Annotated in this window: 3 protein-coding genes; all 3 read right to left on the reverse strand. The window is 67.0% G+C overall.

The window, feature by feature from the left end; translation table 11 throughout:
- The coding region (locus GGR61_RS17380; protein WP_184622941.1) for a condensation domain-containing protein at positions 1–458 on the reverse strand (458 nt) is incomplete at its 3' end.
- A 5-nt stretch (positions 459–463) separates the two neighbouring features.
- On the reverse strand, positions 464–6,862 hold the full coding sequence (locus tag GGR61_RS17385) for a non-ribosomal peptide synthetase (RefSeq protein WP_184622943.1): 6,399 nt from the start codon (positions 6,860–6,862) through the stop codon (positions 464–466).
- Complete coding sequence (locus GGR61_RS17390; protein ID WP_184622945.1) at positions 6,859–20,451, reverse strand: non-ribosomal peptide synthetase; 13,593 nt, start codon at positions 20,449–20,451, stop codon at positions 6,859–6,861. The genes GGR61_RS17385 and GGR61_RS17390 overlap by 4 nt, the downstream gene beginning before the upstream one ends.
- Positions 20,452–20,813: the final 362 nt, after the last annotated feature.

A 20,813-nucleotide genomic window follows, 5' to 3' on the forward strand; every position in this document is an offset into this window, starting at 1 on the left:
AAGGGCGTGCTGGTCTCAAGCGCGGCATGGCGTTGAGCATCTGCATGCGGATCTGCTGCCTGGCGCAGATCGACACATTGCAGCGCAAAGCCGATGTCCGGCGCTGCGATCAACTGGATAGCGCCATCGTCGGCGGCGACAAAACTGGTGCGCAGGGCTTCATGCCGCGCCACGATCCGGTCCAGCGCCTGCTGTAGCGCGGGCAGATCGAGGACGCCGTGCAGATTCACGCCGCCGGCAAGCAGATAGGCCTGTGCGGCACGGGCGTCGAACTGGGCCAGGAACCACAGACGTTGTTGCGCAAACGACAGCGGCACAATCTCACCGTCGTTGCGCGGCTGGATGGTCTGCTCTTCAACGCCCGTAGGCCCCGCCTCGCTCAATAAGGCCCAGAGCCGATGTGCCTCCTCCGTGCTCAGGGTCGAAATATCCTGCGGAAACTTGGCGGAAGAGGTCATGGGGTTTAGCGTTCCACTTTGGCTTTGGAAAGAAAGTTCGCGGCTTGAGCGGCTTGCAATTGCGCAAGACGCCCGGTGAGCACCAGATAGGCCATCTGATGCAGGGTCGGCTGCGCGAACAGGCGCTGGATCGGGATATCGCAGTGCAGGGTTCGGCGAATGGCTGCAGCCAAGCGCACCGCCAGCAACGAATGCCCACCCAGGTCGAAGAAACTGTCGTGGCGGCCGACCCGTTGGACGCCGAGCAACTCGCACCACAGCGCGGCCAGGGCCTGTTCGAGCGGACCATCGGGTGCCTCATACGGCCGCTGTCCGAAGTCTTCGCCTTGTGGTGCCGGCAATGCACGGCGGTCCAGCTTGCCGCTGGGTGTCAGCGGCAGGGCATCCATGCACACGTAAGCCGCTGGCAGCATGTAATCGGGCAGGCGCGTATGCAGCTGTTGGCGCACGGCCTCGGGGTCGATGTGTTTGGTCACCAGGTACGCCACCAGGCGTGGTTCGCCCGGCTGGTCCTCGCGCGCCAGCACCAGCGCATCGTCGATGCCGCCGCAGGCCAGCAGCGCCGATTCGATCTCGCCCGGTTCGATGCGGAAGCCGCGCAGTTTGAGTTGGCCGTCGTTGCGGCCCAGGAAGTCCAGGTATCCCTCGGCGTGCCAGCAGGCCAGGTCGCCGGTCTTGTACATGCGCTGGCCGGGGCTGCTGGCAAACGGGTCGGGCACGAAGCATTCGGCGGTTAGATCCGGGCGGCCCAGATAGCCACGTGCCAGCGCCGCGCCGGCCAGATGCAGTTCGCCGCGTGCGCCGATCGGCAGCGGCTGCGCCGCGCGATCCAGCACATGGGCCTGGGTGCCGGCGAGCGGACGGCCGATGCCGCTCGGCATGTCCGCGCCGACAGCCTGGACGGTGGCCACCACGATGGCTTCGGTCGGGCCGTAGGTGTCCAGCAGCGGCGTGCGGGTGCCTTGCACCCAGGTCTGGCGCATGGCCGGGGTCAGTGCTTCACCACCGATAATGACCTGGCGCACGCAAGTGGGGATATCCAGCGACTGCGTGCACAGCTGCGCCCAGAAGCGGGTCGGCAGATCCACCACGGTGATGCCGGCCTGCGCGCACTTCGGCCAGAACTGCTCGGTGTCCAGCCAGGTGTCATCGCGCAGCACCAGGCTGGCGCCGCTGCACAGGGCGCCGAAGAGTTCTTCCACCGAGGCATCGAAGGCCAGCGTGGCAAATTGCAGCACGCGGTCCTGCGGGCCGAGCCCATAGGTGGCGATCAATGCCTGCAGCCGCGTGACCAGCCCCTGGTGCGAGACCATCACGCCCTTGGGCCGGCCGCTGGAGCCGGAGGTGTAGATCACATAGGCCAGCTGTTGCGGATGCAGCTGCGGCAGGACCGGCAGGTGGTCCGGATAGGCCGCAGCGGCCGCCTGCTCGGTGGCGATGGCCAGCACCGGGATGGTTTGATCGCCAGCCAATCCTGCGCTGTCAGCGTCCTGCACGATCACCAGGGTCGGCTTTGCGTCCGCCAGCACCCCGGCCAAGCGCTCAAGCGGTTGGCTGGGCTCCAGCGGCAGATAAGCCGCGCCGGCCTTGAGCACGGCGAGCACCGCCACGATCTGGGCGATGCCGCGTTCAAGGCATAGCGCCACGCAGCGGTCTGGCCGCGCGCCCAGCGCGATCAAGCGATGCGCCAGCTGGTTGGCCTGCCGGTCCAGCTGCTGGTAACTGAGCGCGCTCTGGCCGCAGACCAGGGCGATGGCCTCAGGCGTGTCGGCCACCTGCTGGGCGAACCATTGGTGCAGGCAGCGCGTGTCGGTCGCTGCGGTGCCGCGCTGATTGAAGTGCTGCAGCTGCTGGCCCTGGCTGGGCGAGAGCAGCGCCAGTCGTGTCACCGGTGCCTGGTCGTCGCTGGCCATGGCCTGGAGCAGCACGACCAGACTGTCCAGCTGCTGCTGGATCGTTGCCGGGTCGAACAGCGCCGTGGCAAAACGCAGGCTGCCGACGATGCACGGCCCGTCCAGATGCAGATCCAGATCCAGATCGTACTTGGCATCGTGGGCCGGCCCGAGCGTGACCTGGCTGTCCAGCCCGGCCAGCGCCAGAATCACCTGAGGCGTGTTCTGCCAGGTGAACATGACCTGGAAGACGGGATGATGGGCCAGGCTGCGTAACGGTTTGAGGGCTTCGATGAGCTGCTCGAAGGGCAGGTCCTGATGCTCCTGTGCGGCCAGCGCGGTGCTGCGGACCTGGGCCAGCAATGCAGCGACAGATGGATGCCCACGCAAGTCGATGTGCAGGGCCTGGGTGTTGACGAACAGGCCGATCAGCGCCTCGGTCTCGGCGCGGGTGCGGTGGGCGATCGGGACGCCGATGACCACCTGGTCCTGGCCGGCCAGACGCGCCAGCAGCACGCCCCAGGCGGCGAGCACGGCCATGAACAGCGTGGTGCCGTGGCGCTGGCTCAGGGCGATCAGCGCCTGGGTCAGTTCTGCATCCAAGCGCACTGGCAGCGCGTCGCCGGCGTAGTCCTGTTCGGCCGGGCGCGGGCGATCGGTGGGCAGCTCCAGCAGCGCCGGGGCGCCCTCCAGGTGTTCGCGCCAGAAAACCAGCTGGCGCTGCAGCAGCGGTCCTTCGATCCAGCGACGTTGCCACACGGTGTAGTCGGCGTACTGGATCGGCAGCGGCGGCAGCGGATCGGGCTGACCTTGGGAAAAAGCGCTGTAGAGCGCGCCCAGTTCGTGCAGCAACACGCCGATGGACCAGCCGTCGGCGATCAGATGGTGCAGGGTGATGAGCAGGCGATATTCGTGCTCGGCCAGGCGCAGCAAGCGGCCGCGAATCAGCGGGCCATGTGCCAGATCGAACGCGGTGCTGGCTTCACGTTCGGCATGGCGTTGGGCTTCGTCATGCGGATGCGGTGCGTGTCGAAGGTCAATGATGTCCAGGGCGAGGTCGATCTGCGGCGGTGCGATGCGCTGGGTAGCGCCGTCATCGCCTTCGACAAAACAGGTGCGCAGGGCTTCATGCCGGGCCACGATGGCATTCAACGCCTGCTGTAGCGCGGCCAGGTTGAGTGTGCCGTGCAGGCGCACGCTGCCGGGCATCAGATAGGCCAAGTCGGCACGCGGATCGAACTGGGCCAGAAACCACAGCCGCTGCTGGGCAAAGGACAGCGGCAACTGGCCTGCGCGCGGCAGCGGCACGATGGCCGGCAGTTTGCTGGCCGCCGCGTGGTCCAGAGCCTGGGCCAGCTCGGCCAGGCGCGGCTGGGCAAACACCGCAGCCAACGGCAGTTCCAGGCCCAGCGCGCTGCGGATGCGCGAGAGCAGCTGCACCCCGAGCAGCGAATGGCCGCCCAGAGCAAAGAAGCTATCGTGGCGGCCGATCTGTTCGACCCCGAGCAGCTCGCTCCACAGCGCGGCCAGGAGGACTTCGCGTTCGCCCTGCGGGGCCACATAGGTCTGCACGTCCAGGGCGCTGGCATCGGGTGCCGGCAGAGCGCGTCGGTCCAGCTTGCCGTGGCTGGTGGTGGGGATGGCGTGCAGCACGACATACGCCGTTGGGACCATGTACTCGGGCAAGCCGGCGGCGAGCCGATCACGCAGCGGCTCAACGCTCAGGCCATCGCCGACCAGATAGGCGACCAGACGCTTGTCGCCAGGCCGATCCTCGCGCAGCAGCACCGCTGCATCGCGCACGCCCGGGCACGCCAGCAATGCCGCTTCGATCTCGCCCGGCTCGATGCGGAAGCCGCGCAGCTTGACCTGATCGTCGTTGCGGCCAAGAAACTCGACGCTGCCCTCGGCACGCCAACGGGCCAGATCGCCGGTCCGATACATGCGCTGGCCGGGTTGAGTGGCAAACGGATCGGGAACGAAGCGTTCGGCGGTCAACGCCGGACGGTGCAGGTAGCCGCGTGCAACCTGCACGCCGGCGATGAACAACTCGCCGATGGCGCCAATTGGCAGCGGCTGGCGCTGCGCATCCAGCACATACAGCGGCGTGCGCGGCAGCGCGGTGCCAATCGGCGGCAGCAGTGGCCAGCGCTCGGTGTCGGTCGGCAGCAGGTGGGCCGAAGCGACGTGGGTCTCGGTGGGGCCGTAGTAGTTATGCAAGCGGCAGGCCGGACGCGCGGCAAAGAAGGCGCGGATCGCCGGGGTGATGCGCAGCTGTTCGCCCGCGGTGAGCACCTGCCGCAGCGGACAGTCCAGCGCATCGAGCGCCGGATCGGCCAGCACCGTCTCGGCCAGCGACTGCAGGGCGATGTAAGGCATGTACAGGCGCTCGATGCGCTGGGCGCAGACATGACGGTACAGGGCATGTGCGTCGCGCCGCTGCGTGTCATCGATCAGTACCAGGGTGCCCCCGGTGCCGAGGGTGCTGAAGATTTCCTGGAAGCTGGCATCGAAGCCCAACGCAGAGAACTGCAGCGTGCGCAGCGCCTGCAGCCCGGCCGCAGCGCAGTGCTCGGCTTCCCAGTGGAGCAAATTGAGCAGCGGGCCATGCGGCATCACCACGCCCTTGGGCTGACCGGTGGAGCCAGAGGTATAGATGACGTAGGCGGCCTGCAGCGGCGAGCTGGCGCGTGCCGGTGCGGTGGCCGGCAACGACTGCCACGCTGGCTGTCGAGCGTCGGCCAACACCACCACCAGGTCCGCAGGCAAGGCCAGTGCGTCGACGCAGGCCGGCGTGGTCAGCAGGACACACGCCCGGCAGTCCTGCAGCATGTAGGCCTGGCGCTCGGGCGGATAGCTTGGGTCCAGCGGCACATAGGCAGCGCCGGCCTTGAGCGTGGCCAGCACCGCCACCACCATGGCGATGCCGCGCGGCAGGCACACGGCCACACGGTCGTCGGTCGCCACCCCCAGCGCACACAGGTGATGGGCCAGCCGGTTGGCCTGGGCATCCAGCTCCGCATAGCTGAGGCGGGTGTCTTCAAACACCAGCGCGATGGCGTCCGGGGTGGTGGCGACCTGGCGTTCAAATGCGTGATGCACCTGGTGGTCGCTATGCGCTTGCCCGGGTTGGTCGTTGAACGCGTACAGCACCTGCTGGCGCTGCGAGGCCGTCAGCAGCGGCAGGCGCCATAACGGCGTGTGCGGATCCGCGAGCAGGGCCAGCAGCATCTGCCGCAGCGCGGCCAGGGCCTGTTCGGCCAGCGGCACTGGCAGCCGGTCCGGATTGACGTTGAATTCCAGCACGACTGGACGCTGCTTGCTGTAGCGCCGCACGAACACGCCCAGCGCAGTGTCTTCATACCCGGCGTGCAGCGGCAGCATGTGACAACGGCCGCCGACGATGGGCGCATCGCCGAATGTGCTGAAGTCCTCGACCGACACACTGATGTCGAATGGCCGCGGCGCCCGCTGTCCGGCCTCGCCCAGCTGGCGCAGGGCATGGTGCAGCGGGCAGCGGGCGTGGCGCATCGCCGCGCGCAATTCCACCGCGATGGCGCGCATGGCGGTGGCGATGTCCGCGTGCGGCGAGACGGCCAGGTAGAGCGGCAGCTGCGTGGACAGCATGCCGAACATGTCGCGTTCGATCGCGTTGTGGCGATTGTGGACGGCAAGACCAATCGCAATCGGCGCGTGGTGATTGTTCAGCCGAGACAGGCCGCTGGCCAGGCAGGTCAGGATCAAGCTGGTGAACGAGCCGCCCAGGCGCTCGGCCAGTGCGCTCAGGGCCAGGAAGTCCGGGGTGTCGAGCGCGCAGCTGAGCTGCACGCTGCGCTGATGGCCCAGCGCAGCGGTGATGCTGGGATACAGCGGCTCCGGTCGCGCTTGCAGGCGGGCGCGCCAGTACGCCAGATCGCGCTGATAGCGGCTGGAGCCCAGATAGGCCTGGTCGGCATCGAGCGCTTGCAGATAGGACGGCGCTGGCGGCTGGCGGGGCTGGCCGCGCAGGCGCTGGTTGTAGCAATCGACCATCTGCTTGGACAGCATGCCCAGTGAAACGCCGTCGGCGATGATGTGGTGGCAGCGATACAGGCAATAGCCAGCGGTGGCCGAGGTCTGCAGCCACTGGATGTCCCACAGCGGTTGGGCATAGCGCAGCAACGGCTGTGTCAGCGCCTGCCGGATGTGTTCCCAGGCGCGTTGCTGGCCGTCGTTGCTGTCCGAATAATCGTGCCAGGGCAGCGAAACGGGCATGGTCTCCAGCACGTGCTGGCTCGGCAGCGGCGATCCTTCGACCAGCACCATGCGCAGGGCGTCGTGGCGCGCGATCACCGCTGCGACGGCGTGCTCCCAGGCATCCCGGCACAGCGTGCCCTCGAAGTGCATCACGCAGCCGATGGTGTAGCTGGGCTGGTCCGGGGCGAGCAGTTGACCGAGCCAGACACCTTGCTGGGCCGAGCCGAGCGGATGCACCGCAAGCAGGGCCGGAGAAGCCAGCTCGATAGCGCTCATGCAGTCCCCTGGATGGTCATGCGCGCAGCGCTGTCGAGCGCCTGTTCGATGCGGCGCGCGAGTGCGGCGATATGTTCGGCCTCGATCAGCGTGGTGTGTTCGCCTTCGACCGGGATCCGTTCGATCTGCGCATCGCTCAGCAGACGCTGCCAGCCATAGGCGTCGCTGGCCGGTTCGGGCTCGGTGGCCTGGAACAGATGCAGTCGGCAGGCCGTCGGCAATGGCTGCACCGCAAAGGTGGGCCACAAGCGATTGAAACAGGTGCTGGTAACGCAGCTATGCAGCAGGGCCGCGACCGTGGTCTGCTCTTCACCCGCCAACTGCGCCAGCATCGGATCGCTTTGGCAGGCCAGGGCCATGTCCTGGTAGGCGCTGTTGCCGATGCGATCCAGCAACGACCGCAACGCGTCCTGGACGTCATCGCGATCCTGGTAGGGGCGATGGCGTTGCAATCCTTCCAGTTGACGCAGCAAGGTCCGGCCAATCGCATCGTCGAGCGTGTCTGTTTCCGTTGGCGCTGCCGGCACGTCGCAATCAAGCAGACCCAGGAAGCCGACGGGCTGGTCGTGCATGCCCAAGTGCTGGGCGATGGCATAGGCGAGCAAGCCGCCGGAGGAGTAACCTAGCAGATGATACGGACCGTGCGGCTGCACTGCCTGGATCAGCTCGACCATATGTGCGGCCAGCGCCTCCAACGTGGCCGGCAGCGGATCTGGCCAGGGCAGGGCATAGACGGGGATATCGGTATCGATGTAGGCGGCCAGCTCGAAGGCATAGGTGATGTCGCCCACCCCGGTCGGCAGCACAAACAGCGCAGGCCGGGTGCCACCGCGACGGGCCGCCAGCGCCTGCTGCCCCAGCGTCTGCACGCCTGCGGTCAGATGCGCAGCCTGTGCGCGCAGGGTCGGGGATTGGTACACCATCTGCACGGTCAGCTCGAAGCTGCTGCGCTTGGCTGCAGCGATCAGCCGCACCACCGATAGCGAATGTCCACCCAATTCAAAAAAGTGGTCGTCGCGGCCGATACGCTGCGGTCCCAGCACGCTGGCCCAGAGTTTGGCCAAGGCGCGTTCGATGGCATTGGCTGGCGGTACGTAGCCCTGACGCAGCGGCATGGCCGCATCCGGCAACGGCAAGGCCTGACGATCGAGCTTGCCGTTGGCGTTGAGCGGCAGCGCCTCCAGCTGCCGATACGCGGTGGGAACCATGTAATCGGGCAACTCCGCCGACAGCTGCGCGCGCAAGCCATCAGCAGAGAGGCTGCGCGCATCGCCGACCCAATAAGCGATCAGGCGAATATCGCCATGGTCGTCATCGCGGGCGATGACGGCCGCCTCGCGCACGCCGTCGCAGCGCAGCAGCGCTGCCTGGATGTCTCCCAGCTCGATGCGGAAGCCGCGCAGCTTGATTTGATGGTCGTTGCGGCCGATAAATTCCAGGGCGCCATCGCTGCGCCAGCGCGCCAGGTCGCCAGTGCGATACATGCGCTGGCCTGGCCGCTCGGCGAACGGATCAGGGACAAAGCACTCGGCGGTCAGCGCCGGACGATGCAGATAGCCGCGCGCCACCTGGACGCCGCCGACCATGAGTTCGCCGACGACGCCAGCCGGCACTGGCCGGCGACGTCGATCAAGCAAGGACAGTCGCACATTGGCCAATGGCCGGCCCAGCGTGGGCAACGGATCATCGGACTGGATCGCGGCGACGGTGACATCCACCGTGCATTCGGTTGGGCCATAGACATTGAAGAAGCCGATATGCGCGCACTGACTCAGGCGTTGCCACATGGCGGGAGGGATCGCCTCGCCACCGATCAAGACCTTCTTCGGTACCCCGGCCGATGCATCGAGCAAGCCGTGGTCGAGCAGCAGTTGCAGCTGTGCGGGAGTGCAGTCGAGCACATCCAGGCGTGATTGGCGCATCCAGGCCAGCAGCGCCTCGCCATCCAGGCGAAGCGCCTGCGGGACGATGACCAGGCTGTCGCCGGAGAGCAGTTGCACCCACATCTTGACCGAGGCGTCGAACGACAGCGAGGCATTGACCGATACGCGCAACGGCGTGGACGTGGCGTCCCCATGCACGACCCGATCCAGGGCCTGCCATAGATTGACCACAGCCGCGTGCTGGACCATCACCCCCTTGGGACGTCCGCTGGAGCCGGAGGTGTAAATCACATACGCCAGGTGGTGCGGGCATAGACCTTGCTCAGCCGGGTCGGGGTTGCGCTCGGGCTGCTGCGCCCAGGCGCTGCTGTCATCCAGCCAAAGCAGCGGAACCTTGCCGGTCGGCAACAATGCACTCAGCGCGGTGTGGCTGAGCACGCAGTGCGGTGCGCTGTCCTCAAGCATGAAGGCCAGGCGTTGGGCCGGATAGCTCGGGTCCAACGGCACGTAGGCGGCGCCGGCTTTGAGTACCGCCAACACCCCGACCATCATCTCCGGACCGCGCTCCAGACACAGCGCCACGCGGCTGTCTGGCCTCACACCCAGCGCGATCAGGTGATGGGCCAGGCGGTTGGCCTGCACGTTGAGCTGCGCATAGGAGAGCGCGTGATCGCCAAACAGCACGGCGATGGACTGTGGGCTGCGCGCCACCTGCTGTTCAAACACCTGGTGCACGCAATACCCCGCAGCGGCTGTCGGCGCCGCCGGATGGGATGCACACGCCGCGGCGATGTCCTGCTGCGGCAATACGTCCAACGCCTGCAGCGGCGTTGTCGGCGCCAGCCGCAAGGCGCTGTCCAGCGCAGCCAAGGCCTGCAGCATCATCCGGCCGGCGCGCTGGGCGCCGACCCTGGGCATGGCCTGGATATCCAGCGAAAATCCGTGGGCATCGCCCTGATCATTGACCGACAGCAACAGCGCGTAGTGGGTGCGTTCCTGCACTGACAGCGACGTGATCCCGTCCCAGGCGTGATCGGGACCGGCAGCGGCCGTGCGCCCGTCACCGGCATGACGGTAGTTCAGCACCGCAGTAAACAAGGGCGCCGGCGGCTGCACGCCGCTGCAGCGCTGGGCCAGCGCCAACGGCGCATGCTCATGCCGCAGCAGCTGGGCAAGCCGGTGTTGCATGTCCTCAATCGCCTGGGCAATGCCCGTTGCGTCGCAGTCCAGACGCAGCGGCAAGGTGTTGAGGAACATGCCGAGCACCCGATCAGCGCCATCGCCAGCCCACATCCGTCCGAACAACACCGTGCCGAACACCACCGTGTCGCGATCACTGCTGCGTGCCACGACCAGGGCATAGGCCACATGGAACAGGCTGGCAACGCTCACGCCCATGCGTCGGGCATGGCTGCGCAGGCTGTGGGCCAGCGTGTCATCCAACGACAGATGCGCTTGTTCGCTGTCGCGCAATGCATCGTCGCGTGTGGGCAGTCCGAACGGCGCGGTGGGTACATCGATATCGGCCAGCATCTGGGTGAAGAACGCTTGGTGTTCCGATGGCGGCATCCCCAATTGCGCATGCGCGATGAAATCGCGGAACGGCAGCGGCGGCGGCAAACGGTCCTGATGCCCGGCCAGGCAGGTCTGGATCTCGTCCATCGCCAGTTCCAGCGTGGTGTGGTCCATCACCAGGTGATGGTGCTGCAGACCCAGTAACCAGCGATCCTGGCTGCGGTCGTGGACCACGTGCGCGCACAACAGCGGTGCCTGCTGCAGGGACATCGGCGCCTGCGCCACATGCTCGCGCAGGCGCTCGACCGAACCGGTCCACGGGTGCTCTTGCACCGACAGCGGCGCATGCCGCCAGACCACCTGCATCGGGGCGCTCAGCCGCTCCCAGACAATGGCGGTGCGCAGGATGTCGTGGCGGGCAATCACGACCTGCAGGGCGGCAAGCAAGCGATCCAGACCGGCGCGCGTGTCCACGCACAGCAGCGTGTGCTGCAGGTATGGATCGCGCACGGTGTCGGCCAGGTGGTGGAACAGCAAGCCTTCCTGCAGCGGCGCCAACGGATAGATGTCCTGGACGTTGGCCGCGCCGCCATCGACGCTGGCCACCACCAGATCGATCTCGGCCTGGGTCAGCGCGGCCAGCGGCAGCAGCTCCGGGGTAATCCGACCACAGTCCGGGGCGATCAGGTTGGGGGGGATGACCACCTTGACGGCCGTCTGCAGACCCGCCGCCAGGCCGGCCAGCGTCGGTGCACTGAACAAACTGCGCACGTCCACGTGCCAGCCATGCCGGCGCAGCCGTTCGATCAGGGTGACCGCCAGCAGCGAGTGCCCGCCCAGGGCGAAGAAGTTGTCGTGGCGACCCACGCGTGCAACGCCGATCAATTCGCACCACAGACTGGCCAGGGTCTGTTCCAGCAATCCCTGCGGTGCGGCATAGGCATCGCTGGCCAGGTCGTCACTGCCCGGCGCTGGCAGGCGTTTCCGATCAAGCTTGCCGTTGGCGGTGAGCGGCAGCGCGTCCACACAGACATACGCAGCCGGCACCATGTACGCCGGAAGCTTGGCGCTCAGCATGGCACGCAGGGCCTCGGGGGTGACCGCGCTGGCCACGACATAGGCCACCAGGCGCCGCTCGCCGGGGCGTGGCATGTCGGTCAGCACGATGGCTTCGCGCACGCCGGGACAATCGCGCAAGGCCGCTTCGACGTCGGCCGGCTCCACCCGGAAACCGCGGATCTTGACTTGGTCGTCGTTGCGGCCGAGGAAGTCGAGCGTGCCGTCGTTGCGCCAGCGTGCCAGGTCGCCAGTGCGATACATGCGCTGGCCGGGTGCGGTGGCAAACGGATCAGCGATGAAGCGCTCGGCAGTCAGCCCTGGCAGATCCAGATAGCCCTGGGCCAATTGCGCGCCGGCAAGATGCAGTTCGCCACTGCTGCCGATCGGAGCCAGTTGGCCGTGCCGATCCAGAACGTAAGCGCAGGTGCCGGGCAGGGGCCGTCCGAGCGGCAGGCGTTCGGCGCCAGGTTCGACCGCTGCCAGCGGATGGATCACGCCAAAGACCGTGGTTTCGGTGGGGCCATAGCAATGCAGCAACCGCTGCGGGGGCGCCTGGGCGAGCAGTTCGCCGATGGCGCGCGCGTCGACCCGGTCGCCGCCGGTCAACAGACAGCGCAGTTTGGGCAGCCAGCCAGCCAAGGCGCGCCAATAGCTGGGCACCAGCCCGGCAGTCAGGTGCAGGAGGCTGACCGCGTTGCTGGCCAGATGCTCGGCCAGGGCTGGCGGATCGAGCAAGACGTGCTGCTCGACGACGACGATGGCCGCGCCGTGCAACAAGGCAACCCATACCTCAAAGGTGGCCGCGTCAAATGCCGGGTTGGCCAGAAACGCGACCCGGTCGTCGGCCTGGATGGGGACATGTCCACCGCCCATGGCAAAGGCGACCACCGCCTCATGGGCCACTACCACACCCTTGGGCGTGCCGGTCGATCCAGAGGTGTAGATCACGTAGGCGGGGCTGTGCGCGGCGACCGCGATCGGCATCGCCTGGCGCTGATCAGCAGGCGCCAGGCAGTCCAGATCCAGGCGCGGCAGCTGCAGATTCTTCAGCGCGATGCCGCTGTCGCTGAGCACTGCACGCGCCGCGCAGTGGCCGATGAGTTCGACCAGGCGCTCGCCCGGATGTTCCGCATCCAGCGGCACGTAAGCCGCACCGCAATGGAGCACGGCCAATTGGGCGACGATCAGCTGGGCCGAGCGTGGCAGCACCACCGCTACCCGGTCGCCAGGCTGAACACCGGCGGCCATGAGCTGCTGCGCCAAGCGCTGTGACTGAGCCAGCAGCTCGGCATAGGACAGGGTTGCGGCCTGGCTGACGATGGCCGGGGCATCAGGGGTCAGCGCGGCCTGCTGCGCGAACAGGGCATGCAGGCTCGCCTGTGCCAACGTGCGCGCTGGACGAGCATGGCTCATCTCCAGCAGCTGGCGCTGCTGCGCTGGCGGCAGCAGCGGCAGGCAGGTGACACGCTGCTGGTCGCCTGCCGAGATCGCCTGCAAGATCTGCACGAACTGGGCGACGTGGCGCTGGATGGTGCTGCGGTCAAACAGCGCGCTGGCATAGCCGAGCGTGCCGACGATGCAGCCATCGTGTTCCTGCAAGCCCATGCTCAGATCGAACTTGATCGTCGGCAGCTGCAGGTCCACGCCCTGCAGGCGCAGGCCGGGCAGGGTCAGCTCCGGTTCGGGCAAGTTCTCCCAGCTCAACATCACCTGGAACAGCGGATGGGCGCCCAGATTGCGATCCGGGTTGAGGGTCTCGATGAGTTGCTCGAAGGGCAGATCCTGATGGCTCTGTGCGGCCAACGCAGTCTCCCGCACCTGGGCCAGCAGGCTGGCCACAGTCGGGTTGGATGACAGATCCACCCGCAGTGCCTGGGTGTTGACGAAGAAGCCAATCAGCGGCTCCAGTTCGGCATGGGTGCGGTTGGCCACCGGGGTGCCGATCACCACATCCGACTGCCCGGACAGGCGCGACAACAGCACCGACCAGGCAGCTAGCAAGGTCATGTAGACGGTGGTGCCGTGGCGCTGGCCCAGCTGCTTGAGCGCGGCACTGTGAGCGGGATCCAGGCTGAAGTGGACCATGTCGCCGGTGTAGTCCTGGCGCGCCGGGCGCGGCCGGTCGGTGGGCAATTCCAGCAAGGTCGGCGCGCCTTGCAGATGCGCGCCCCAGAAGTCGCGCTGGCGCTGCAGGGTCTGGCCGCTGATCCGGCGACGCTGCCAACTGCTGTAGTCGGCGTACTGCACCTGCAGCGGCGGTAGCGGATCGTCGCGACCCTGCACAAATGCGCTGTACAAGGCGCCCAGCTCGCGGATGAACACACCCATCGACCAACCGTCAGAGACGATGTGGTGCATGGTCACCAGCAGCAGATGTTCGTGCTCAGCCAGATCCAGCAGACGGCCACGCAGAAGCGGGCCATGCTGCAGGTCGAAGCCGGTGGTGGCCTCCTGGAACGCGTGCTCGCGGGCGGCGGCCTCCGGGTCGGGCAGCGTGGTCAGGTCGATACAGTCCAGTGAAAACCCGGTCTGCGGGTCCGCGATCAACTGCACCGGCGCGTCGTTGTCGACCCCAAAAACGGTCCGCAGCGACTCGTGCCGGGCCACGATGCGGTCCAGCGCCCGACGCAAGGCCGTGCGGTTCAGCGGACCGCTCAAGCGCACCCCGCCGGGCATCAGATAGGCCAGCTGACTGTGCGGATCAAAGCGGTCCAGAAACCACAGCCGCTGCTGTGCAAAGGACAGCGGCAGCGCTGTGCTGCGGTCCACCGCCACGATGGTCTGTGCCTCGCCAGGGCTGCTGCGGTCAAGGCATCGCGCCAGCGCCTGCAATTGGGTGTGGGTGAACACATCGCCGATCTGCAACTCCACCCCCAGACTGTCGCGGACCCGCGCAATCAGTTGCACCGCCAGCAGCGAGTGTCCGCCCAGGTCGAAGAAATCATCGTCGCGGTTGACCTGATCAATCGCCAGCAACTCGCACCACAGCTGGGCCAGGGCCTGCTCGTTGGCCCCTTGCGGGGATGCGCCGGCCGGATCGCTGCGTTCGGCATCCGGCGCCGGCAGCGCCTGGCGATCAAGCTTGCCGTTGGCGGTGAGCGGCAGCGCGTCCAGGCGCACATAGCTGGCCGGCACCATGTAGTCCGGCAGCCGCGCCGCCAGATGCGCCCGCACGGCATCCACCTCCAGCGACGAGGTGACCACATAGGCGACCAAGCTGCGCTCGCCTGTCCGGTCTTCGCGGACCAGCACGGCGGCGTCATGCACGCCCGGTGCCGTGCGCAGCACGGCCTCGATTTCGCTCGGTTCGATGCGGAAACCGCGCAGCTTGACCTGCTGGTCATCGCGACCGACGAACAGCAGCGTGCCATCCTCGCGCCAACGCACCAGATCGCCGCTGCGATACATGCGCGCGCCAGGCAGCGGCGCAAACGGATCGGGAACAAACCGCTCGGCGGTCAGATCCGGGCGGCCCAGGTAACCGCGCGCCAGCTGTGCGCCGGCGATATGCAACTGGCCGTTGACGCCAATCGGCAGCGGCTGCTGCCGGCGGTCCAGCACGTGCAGGCGCACATTGGCGATGGGGCCGCCGATGTGCACCGCTTGCCCGGGCAGCACCGTGCCAAAGCTGACCCCGGAGACGGTCTCGCTGGGGCCATAGGCGTTGATCAGTTGCACGCGCTCATCCGCCAGCGTGTGCCAGCCCTGGACATGCGCAGGGTTCAGCGCTTCACCGCCGCAGACCACCAGGCGCAACGTCGCCGGCAGTGGCGCCACGCTGTGCGCCTGTTCGGCCATCCAGGCATGCCAGTAGGCGGTGGGCAGGTTGAGCACGCTGATCCGCTGCTGCTCGATCACCCGCACGAATTCGGCGATGGCCGGCAAGCGCTGGCCGGGCAACAGGACCAGCGTGGCGCCGCTGGACAGGGTGGCGAAGATTTCGTCCACGGCGATATCGAAACTGGGCGAGCTGCATTGCAGCACCCGGTCGCCGCTGCGTAATCCGTAGCGGGTGGCGGCGGCCACGCAGTAATTGCGCAATCCGCCATGGTCCACGGCCACACCCTTGGGCGTGCCGGTCGAGCCGGAGGTATAGATCACATAGGCCAGGTGCTGGGGTTGCAGCGCCGGTACACGCGGGGCGGTGTGCGGCGGCTGCGCCCAATCTGGATGTGACTGGTCAAGTAGGAGGACCGGGATGCCAGCCTGCGTGCCCAGCTGGGCCGCACCCTGGGCATCGGTGAGCAGCACGCACGGGTCACTGTCGGCGAGCATGTAACCCAAGCGTTGCAGCGGGTAAGCCGGATCCAGCGGCACGTAGGCGCCGCCGGCTTTGAGTATGGCCAGCATCGCCACGATCAGCTCAATGCTGCGGCCCAGGCACAGCGCCACCCGGCGGTCCGGGCCCACGCCCAGGTCGATCAGGTAGCGGGCCAGCTGATTGGCTTGGGCGTCGAGTTCGGCATAGGACACACTGCGTTGGGCATCGACTACCGCAATGACCGATCCGTTTTGTTCGGCATGGCGTTCAAACAGCGTCTGCACACCGGTACCGTCAGCCATCGCGATGTCAGTCGCGTTGAAATCCTGCAGCCGTGCCAGTTCCTGCGGCTCGATCACAGACAGGGTGGAGAGCGGAGCGCTGTCGGCGGAAGCCATCCGGCCCAGCAGGGTCAGCAACTGGCGGATGTGGCGTTGGATGGTCGAGCGGGCGAACAAGGCGGTGGCAAACCCCAGGCTGCCGACGATGCAGTCGGCGTCTTCCTGCATCGACAGTTCCAGATCGAACTGCGCGCTGCGGCCGCTGCGCTCCAGCGACTCCAGGCTCAGCCCCGGCAGGGCGAGTTCGCCCTCCGGCGCGTTCTGCCAGGCAAACATGACCTGGAACACCGGATTGTGCGCGTTGCTGCGCACCGGGTTGAGCGCCTCGACCACATGCTCGAAAGGAATGTCCTGACAGGCCTGCGCAGCGAGTGCCGTGGCCCGGGTCTGGGCCAGCAACGCGGCCACGCTCGGGTCCTGGCTCAGGTCGATGCGCAAGGCCAGCGAATCAACAAACAGCCCGATCAAGGATTCAAGTTCGGCCTGATGGCGATTGGAGATGGGGGTACCGATCACCACCTCGCGCTGCCCCGACAAGCGCGACAGCAGCGCGGCCCAGGCCGCCAGAATGACCATGAACAAGGTCGCGCCATGACGCTGGGCCAGCGCCTTCAGCGCCGCAGACTGCGCGGCATCCAGGCGGAAGGGCAGCACTTCGCCGCGATGGTCTGGCTGCGATGGGCGCGGGTAGTCGGTGGGCAGGTCGAGCAGCGCCGGGGCGCCGCGCAGGTGCTCCACCCAGTGCGCCAACTGGCGCTGCAGCCGCTCGCCGGCGATCCAGCGGCGCTGCCAGATGGCAAAGTCGGCGTACTGGATCGGCAGCGGCGGCAGCGGATCGTCCCGCCCTTGCACAAAGGCGCTGTACAAGGCGCTCAGTTCATTGACCAGCACTGCGCCTGACCAGGCGTCGGCGACAATGTGATGCACGGTCAACAGCAGAATGTGGTCGTGCTCGCCCAGGCGTAGCAGTCGACTGCGCAGCAACGGCCCGCTGGCAAGGTCGAAGGGTGCCTGGGCCTCCGATTCGACGTGTGCGTAGGCGGCCTGCAGCGGATCGCTGTCGGCGCTGAGGTCGTGATGGACCAGTGCAAAGCCGCGATCGGCTGGCTGGATCACCTGTTGCGGCTGTCCGTCCACCGTCACAAAACAGGTCCGCAGCGCTTGATGGCGTTCGACGATGCGCTCCAGCGCACGCCCCAGCGCCGTCACCTCAAGGCTGCCGCGCAGTCGCAGCGCGTAGGCCAGCGAGTAGGCGGTGCCGATTTGCCCATGCATGTCGATAAACCACAGGCGCTGCTGCGCAAACGACAACGGCAGCGGCCCATTCTGCGGACACGGCACCACTGCCGGCGGAGTATCAACCGACCCACTGGTCAAGGCCGCGGCCAGATCGGCCAGGCGCGCATGCGCGAAGATCCCGGCCAAGCTCAGGTCCAGTCCAAGCCGTTGGCGCACGCGTGCGAGCAACTGCACCGCCAGCAGCGAGTGTCCACCCAAGGCGAAGAAGTCGTCGTAGCGGCCGATTCGTTCGACCCCGAGCAGCTCGCTCCACAGCGTGGCCAATTGCGTTTCCAGCTCGCCCTCCGGGGCGACGTAGGCCTGCACGGCGAGCGCGTCGGCATCGGGTGCGGGCAGGGCACGGCGATCGAGCTTGCCGTTGGCGGTCAGCGGCAGCGCATCGAGCTGCATATACGCGGCCGGCAGCATGTAGTCCGGCAGACGCGCGCCGAGCTGGGTGCGCAACGTGTCGGCGTTGAGCGTGATATCGGTGTCGCCGACCAGGTAGGCGACCAGGCGCTTGTCGCCGGTATTGTCTTCGCGGGCGATGACTGCTGCCTGGCGCACGCCATCGCAGCCGCGCAAGGCGGCCTGGATCTCGCCCAGTTCGATGCGGAAGCCACGCAGCTTGACCTGCTCGTCGTTACGGCCGAGATACTCGAGGCTGCCGTCGGCACGCCAACGCGCCACGTCGCCGCTGCGGTACATGCGTTCACCCGGCCGCTCGGCGAACGGATCGGGGACGAAGCGTTCGGCGGTCAGGCCGGGACGGCCGAGATAGCCACGTGCCAGCCCGGCGCCGGCCACGTGCAGTTCGCCAGCCACGCCAACCGGCAGGCACTGGCCATCGTCTGCCAGCACATAGGCGCGCAGATCGGCCAGCGGCGCGCCGATCGGGCTGTGCCCCGGGCGTTGCGCATCGTCCGCCGTCAGCGCATGGGCGGTGACATGCACAGTGGTCTCGGTGATGCCATACATGTTGAGCAGGGCAGTGCGCTGGCCGTGCTGAGCGAACCACGGTGCCAGGGCGGCCGGTTGCAGCGCTTCGCCGCCGAAGATCACCAGGCGCAGGTTGTGCTGAAGGGGGCTCTCGCGTTGCGCATCGAGCAGCGCCTGGAAGGCGCTGGGGGTCTGATTGAGCACGCTCACACGTTGCTGGCAGAGCAGGGCATGGAACGCGGACGGATCGCGTGCGGTGTGCTGCGGCACCACCACCAGGCGTCCGCCGTGGGCCAGCGGGCCCCAGAGTTCCCACACCGAGAAGTCGAAGGCGCAGGAGTGGAACAGGGTCCAGACATCGTCGGCGCTGGGTGAGACACAGGCACGGGTGGCATGCAGCAGGCGCACGACCTGAGCATGGGCCACGACCACGCCCTTGGGCGTGCCGGTGGAGCCAGAGGTGTAGATGACATAGGCCGGATGCTGCGACAGCACGTCGCTGCGCTGCGGCGCGCGTGTCGGCTGCTGCGCCCATACCGGGTCAGCGTCCAGCAGCACCGTGGCGATCTCGGAATCGGTTGGCAGCGTGGCTGCCAGCGCCTGATGGGCCAGCAGCAGGCGCGGCTGCGCATCGTCGAGCATGAAGGCCAGCCGCTGCGCGGGGTAGGCGGGGTCCATCGGCAGGTAGGCGGCGCCAGCCTTGAGCACGGCCAGGATGGCCACGATCAGGTCGATGCCGCGCTGCAGATACAACGCCACGCGATCTTCCGGCCCGATGCCCTGGGCGATCAGATAATGGGCGAGCTGGTTGGCACGGATGTCGAGCTCGGCGTAGCTGATGCTCACATCGTCGTGCACCACCGCGATGGCGCGCGGTGCCTGCGCGACCTGTTGCTCAAACACGGTATGTAGGCAGCGATCGTCGGCAAACACCCGCTGGGTAAGTGCCCGCGTCTGCAGCCACTGTTCGCGTGCAGGCGCGCTCAGCAGCGGCAGTCGATCAACGCGGAGGCTGTCGTCAGCCACCATGCCTTGCAGCAGGGTGATGAACTGGGCCAGATGGCCTTCGATGGTGCTGCGTTCGAACAGGGCAATCGGGTACTTGATGCACGCACCCAGTCCGGCCGGGGATTCCTGCATCGCCAGTACCAGATCAAACCCGCACATGTCCGATGCATCGGCCAACGGCTCCAGCTCCAGTCCAGGCATGTGCAGGGATTGGCTACCGCTGAAACCATCCAGACTGAAAAGGGTCTGAAATACCGGCGTATGGCTCAAGCTGCGGTTTGGCTGCAGCGCTTCGACCAGGCGCTCGAATGGCAGCGCCTGGTGATCTTGCGCGTTCAACACCACATCGCGCACATAGGCCAGCCATTGCGCCACGCTGGGCGTGCCCGATACGGTGAGCCTCAGCGCCAAGGTGTTGATGAAGCAGCCGATCAGTGGCTCCAGGTCCGGATGGGTCCGTCCGGCCACCGGCGTGCCGATCACCACATCGTTGGTCGCACTGATGCGCGCCAGCAGTAGCGCCCAGCCGGCCAGCAGCGTGACAAACAACGAACATCCGTGGCGTCGTGCCAACGCATTCAACCGCTGGCCCAACGCAGGCGGCAGCAACACCTCCACCACCGAGCCGCGATAGTCCTGCATGGCCGGTCGTGGATGATCCGTCGGGAGTGCCAGCAGCGACGGGGCGCCAGCCAATTGCGCAGTCCAGAAGCGCAGCTGTGTCTCCAGGGTATCGCCCTGCAACTGCTCGCTTTGCCAGATTGCATAATCTGCATACTGGATCGACAAGGGCGGCAACGGATCGGGCTGTTGCTGGATGAAGGCCCCGTACAAGACTTCCAGCTCGCGCAAGAGCACACCGATTGACCAGCCATCGCAGGCGATGTGATGGAAGGTCAGCAGCAGGACGTGTTCGTGCGCTGTCAGCTGCAACAGGCGACCACGCACCGGAGCGCCCAGTTCCAGGTCGAAAGGCTGCCTGGCTTCCTGCTGCACGATGCGCGCGACCGCAGCTGGGTCCGCAGCGCAATCGCTCAGGTCCTGATGCACCAGCGGGAAGCCGGTTGCCGGCTGGATGCGCTGACGGATCTGGCCATTGACTTCGACCAAGCTGGTGCGCAGCACCTCATGCCGGGCCACGATGCGATCCAGCGCAGCGTGCAACGCGTGGATGTCCAACTCGCCGATCAGGCGCACACCATTGGCGATGTGGTAGGTGATCGACGCCTGCGGATCCAGCCGGGCGAGCAGCCACATGCGTTTTTGCACGAACGAGGCAGGAAGGGTCTTTGCAGACTTATCCATGATGGACGGGATCCTTGAGCAGGCCTGACCAGCACCGGAGCGTGCGCCTGGCAGTACGTGGCGGAAGACGCGGCACTTGGCGATCGCGCCGGAACAGGATCATCGACATCGGGCGTTGCACGTACCTGACCCAACTTGCAGTTGCGTAGGTAGGTTTTGTAGTGCTTCGGGCACCTGCGCACTTGACTGGCAGTGACTGCGGTTTGTCTTTAGCGGTCGTGTCTGCGCTAACCGCGCAACCACTTCGCCTTGCCACCAACCCGGCGCTCGCCCCCGCAGCGCCGATGCAGGGTGTCGTGTGCGCGCCCTGTCCAGTGACGCTGACAGGCAACTGATCGGCGCACACGAGCAAGTACCCCGAC

The sequence above is a fragment of the Xanthomonas sp. 3058 genome (assembly GCF_014199765.1).
GTDB lineage: Bacteria > Pseudomonadota > Gammaproteobacteria > Xanthomonadales > Xanthomonadaceae > Xanthomonas > Xanthomonas campestris_B.

Excerpts from the sequence above, each read along its gene's own strand:
- GGR61_RS17385 (WP_184622943.1), bottom strand. The coding sequence starts at position 6,862 with ATGAGCGCTATCGAGCTGGCTTCTCCGGCCCTGCTTGCGGTGCATCCG.
- GGR61_RS17390 (WP_184622945.1), bottom strand. The coding sequence starts at position 20,451 with ATGGATAAGTCTGCAAAGACCCTTCCTGCCTCGTTCGTGCAAAAACGC.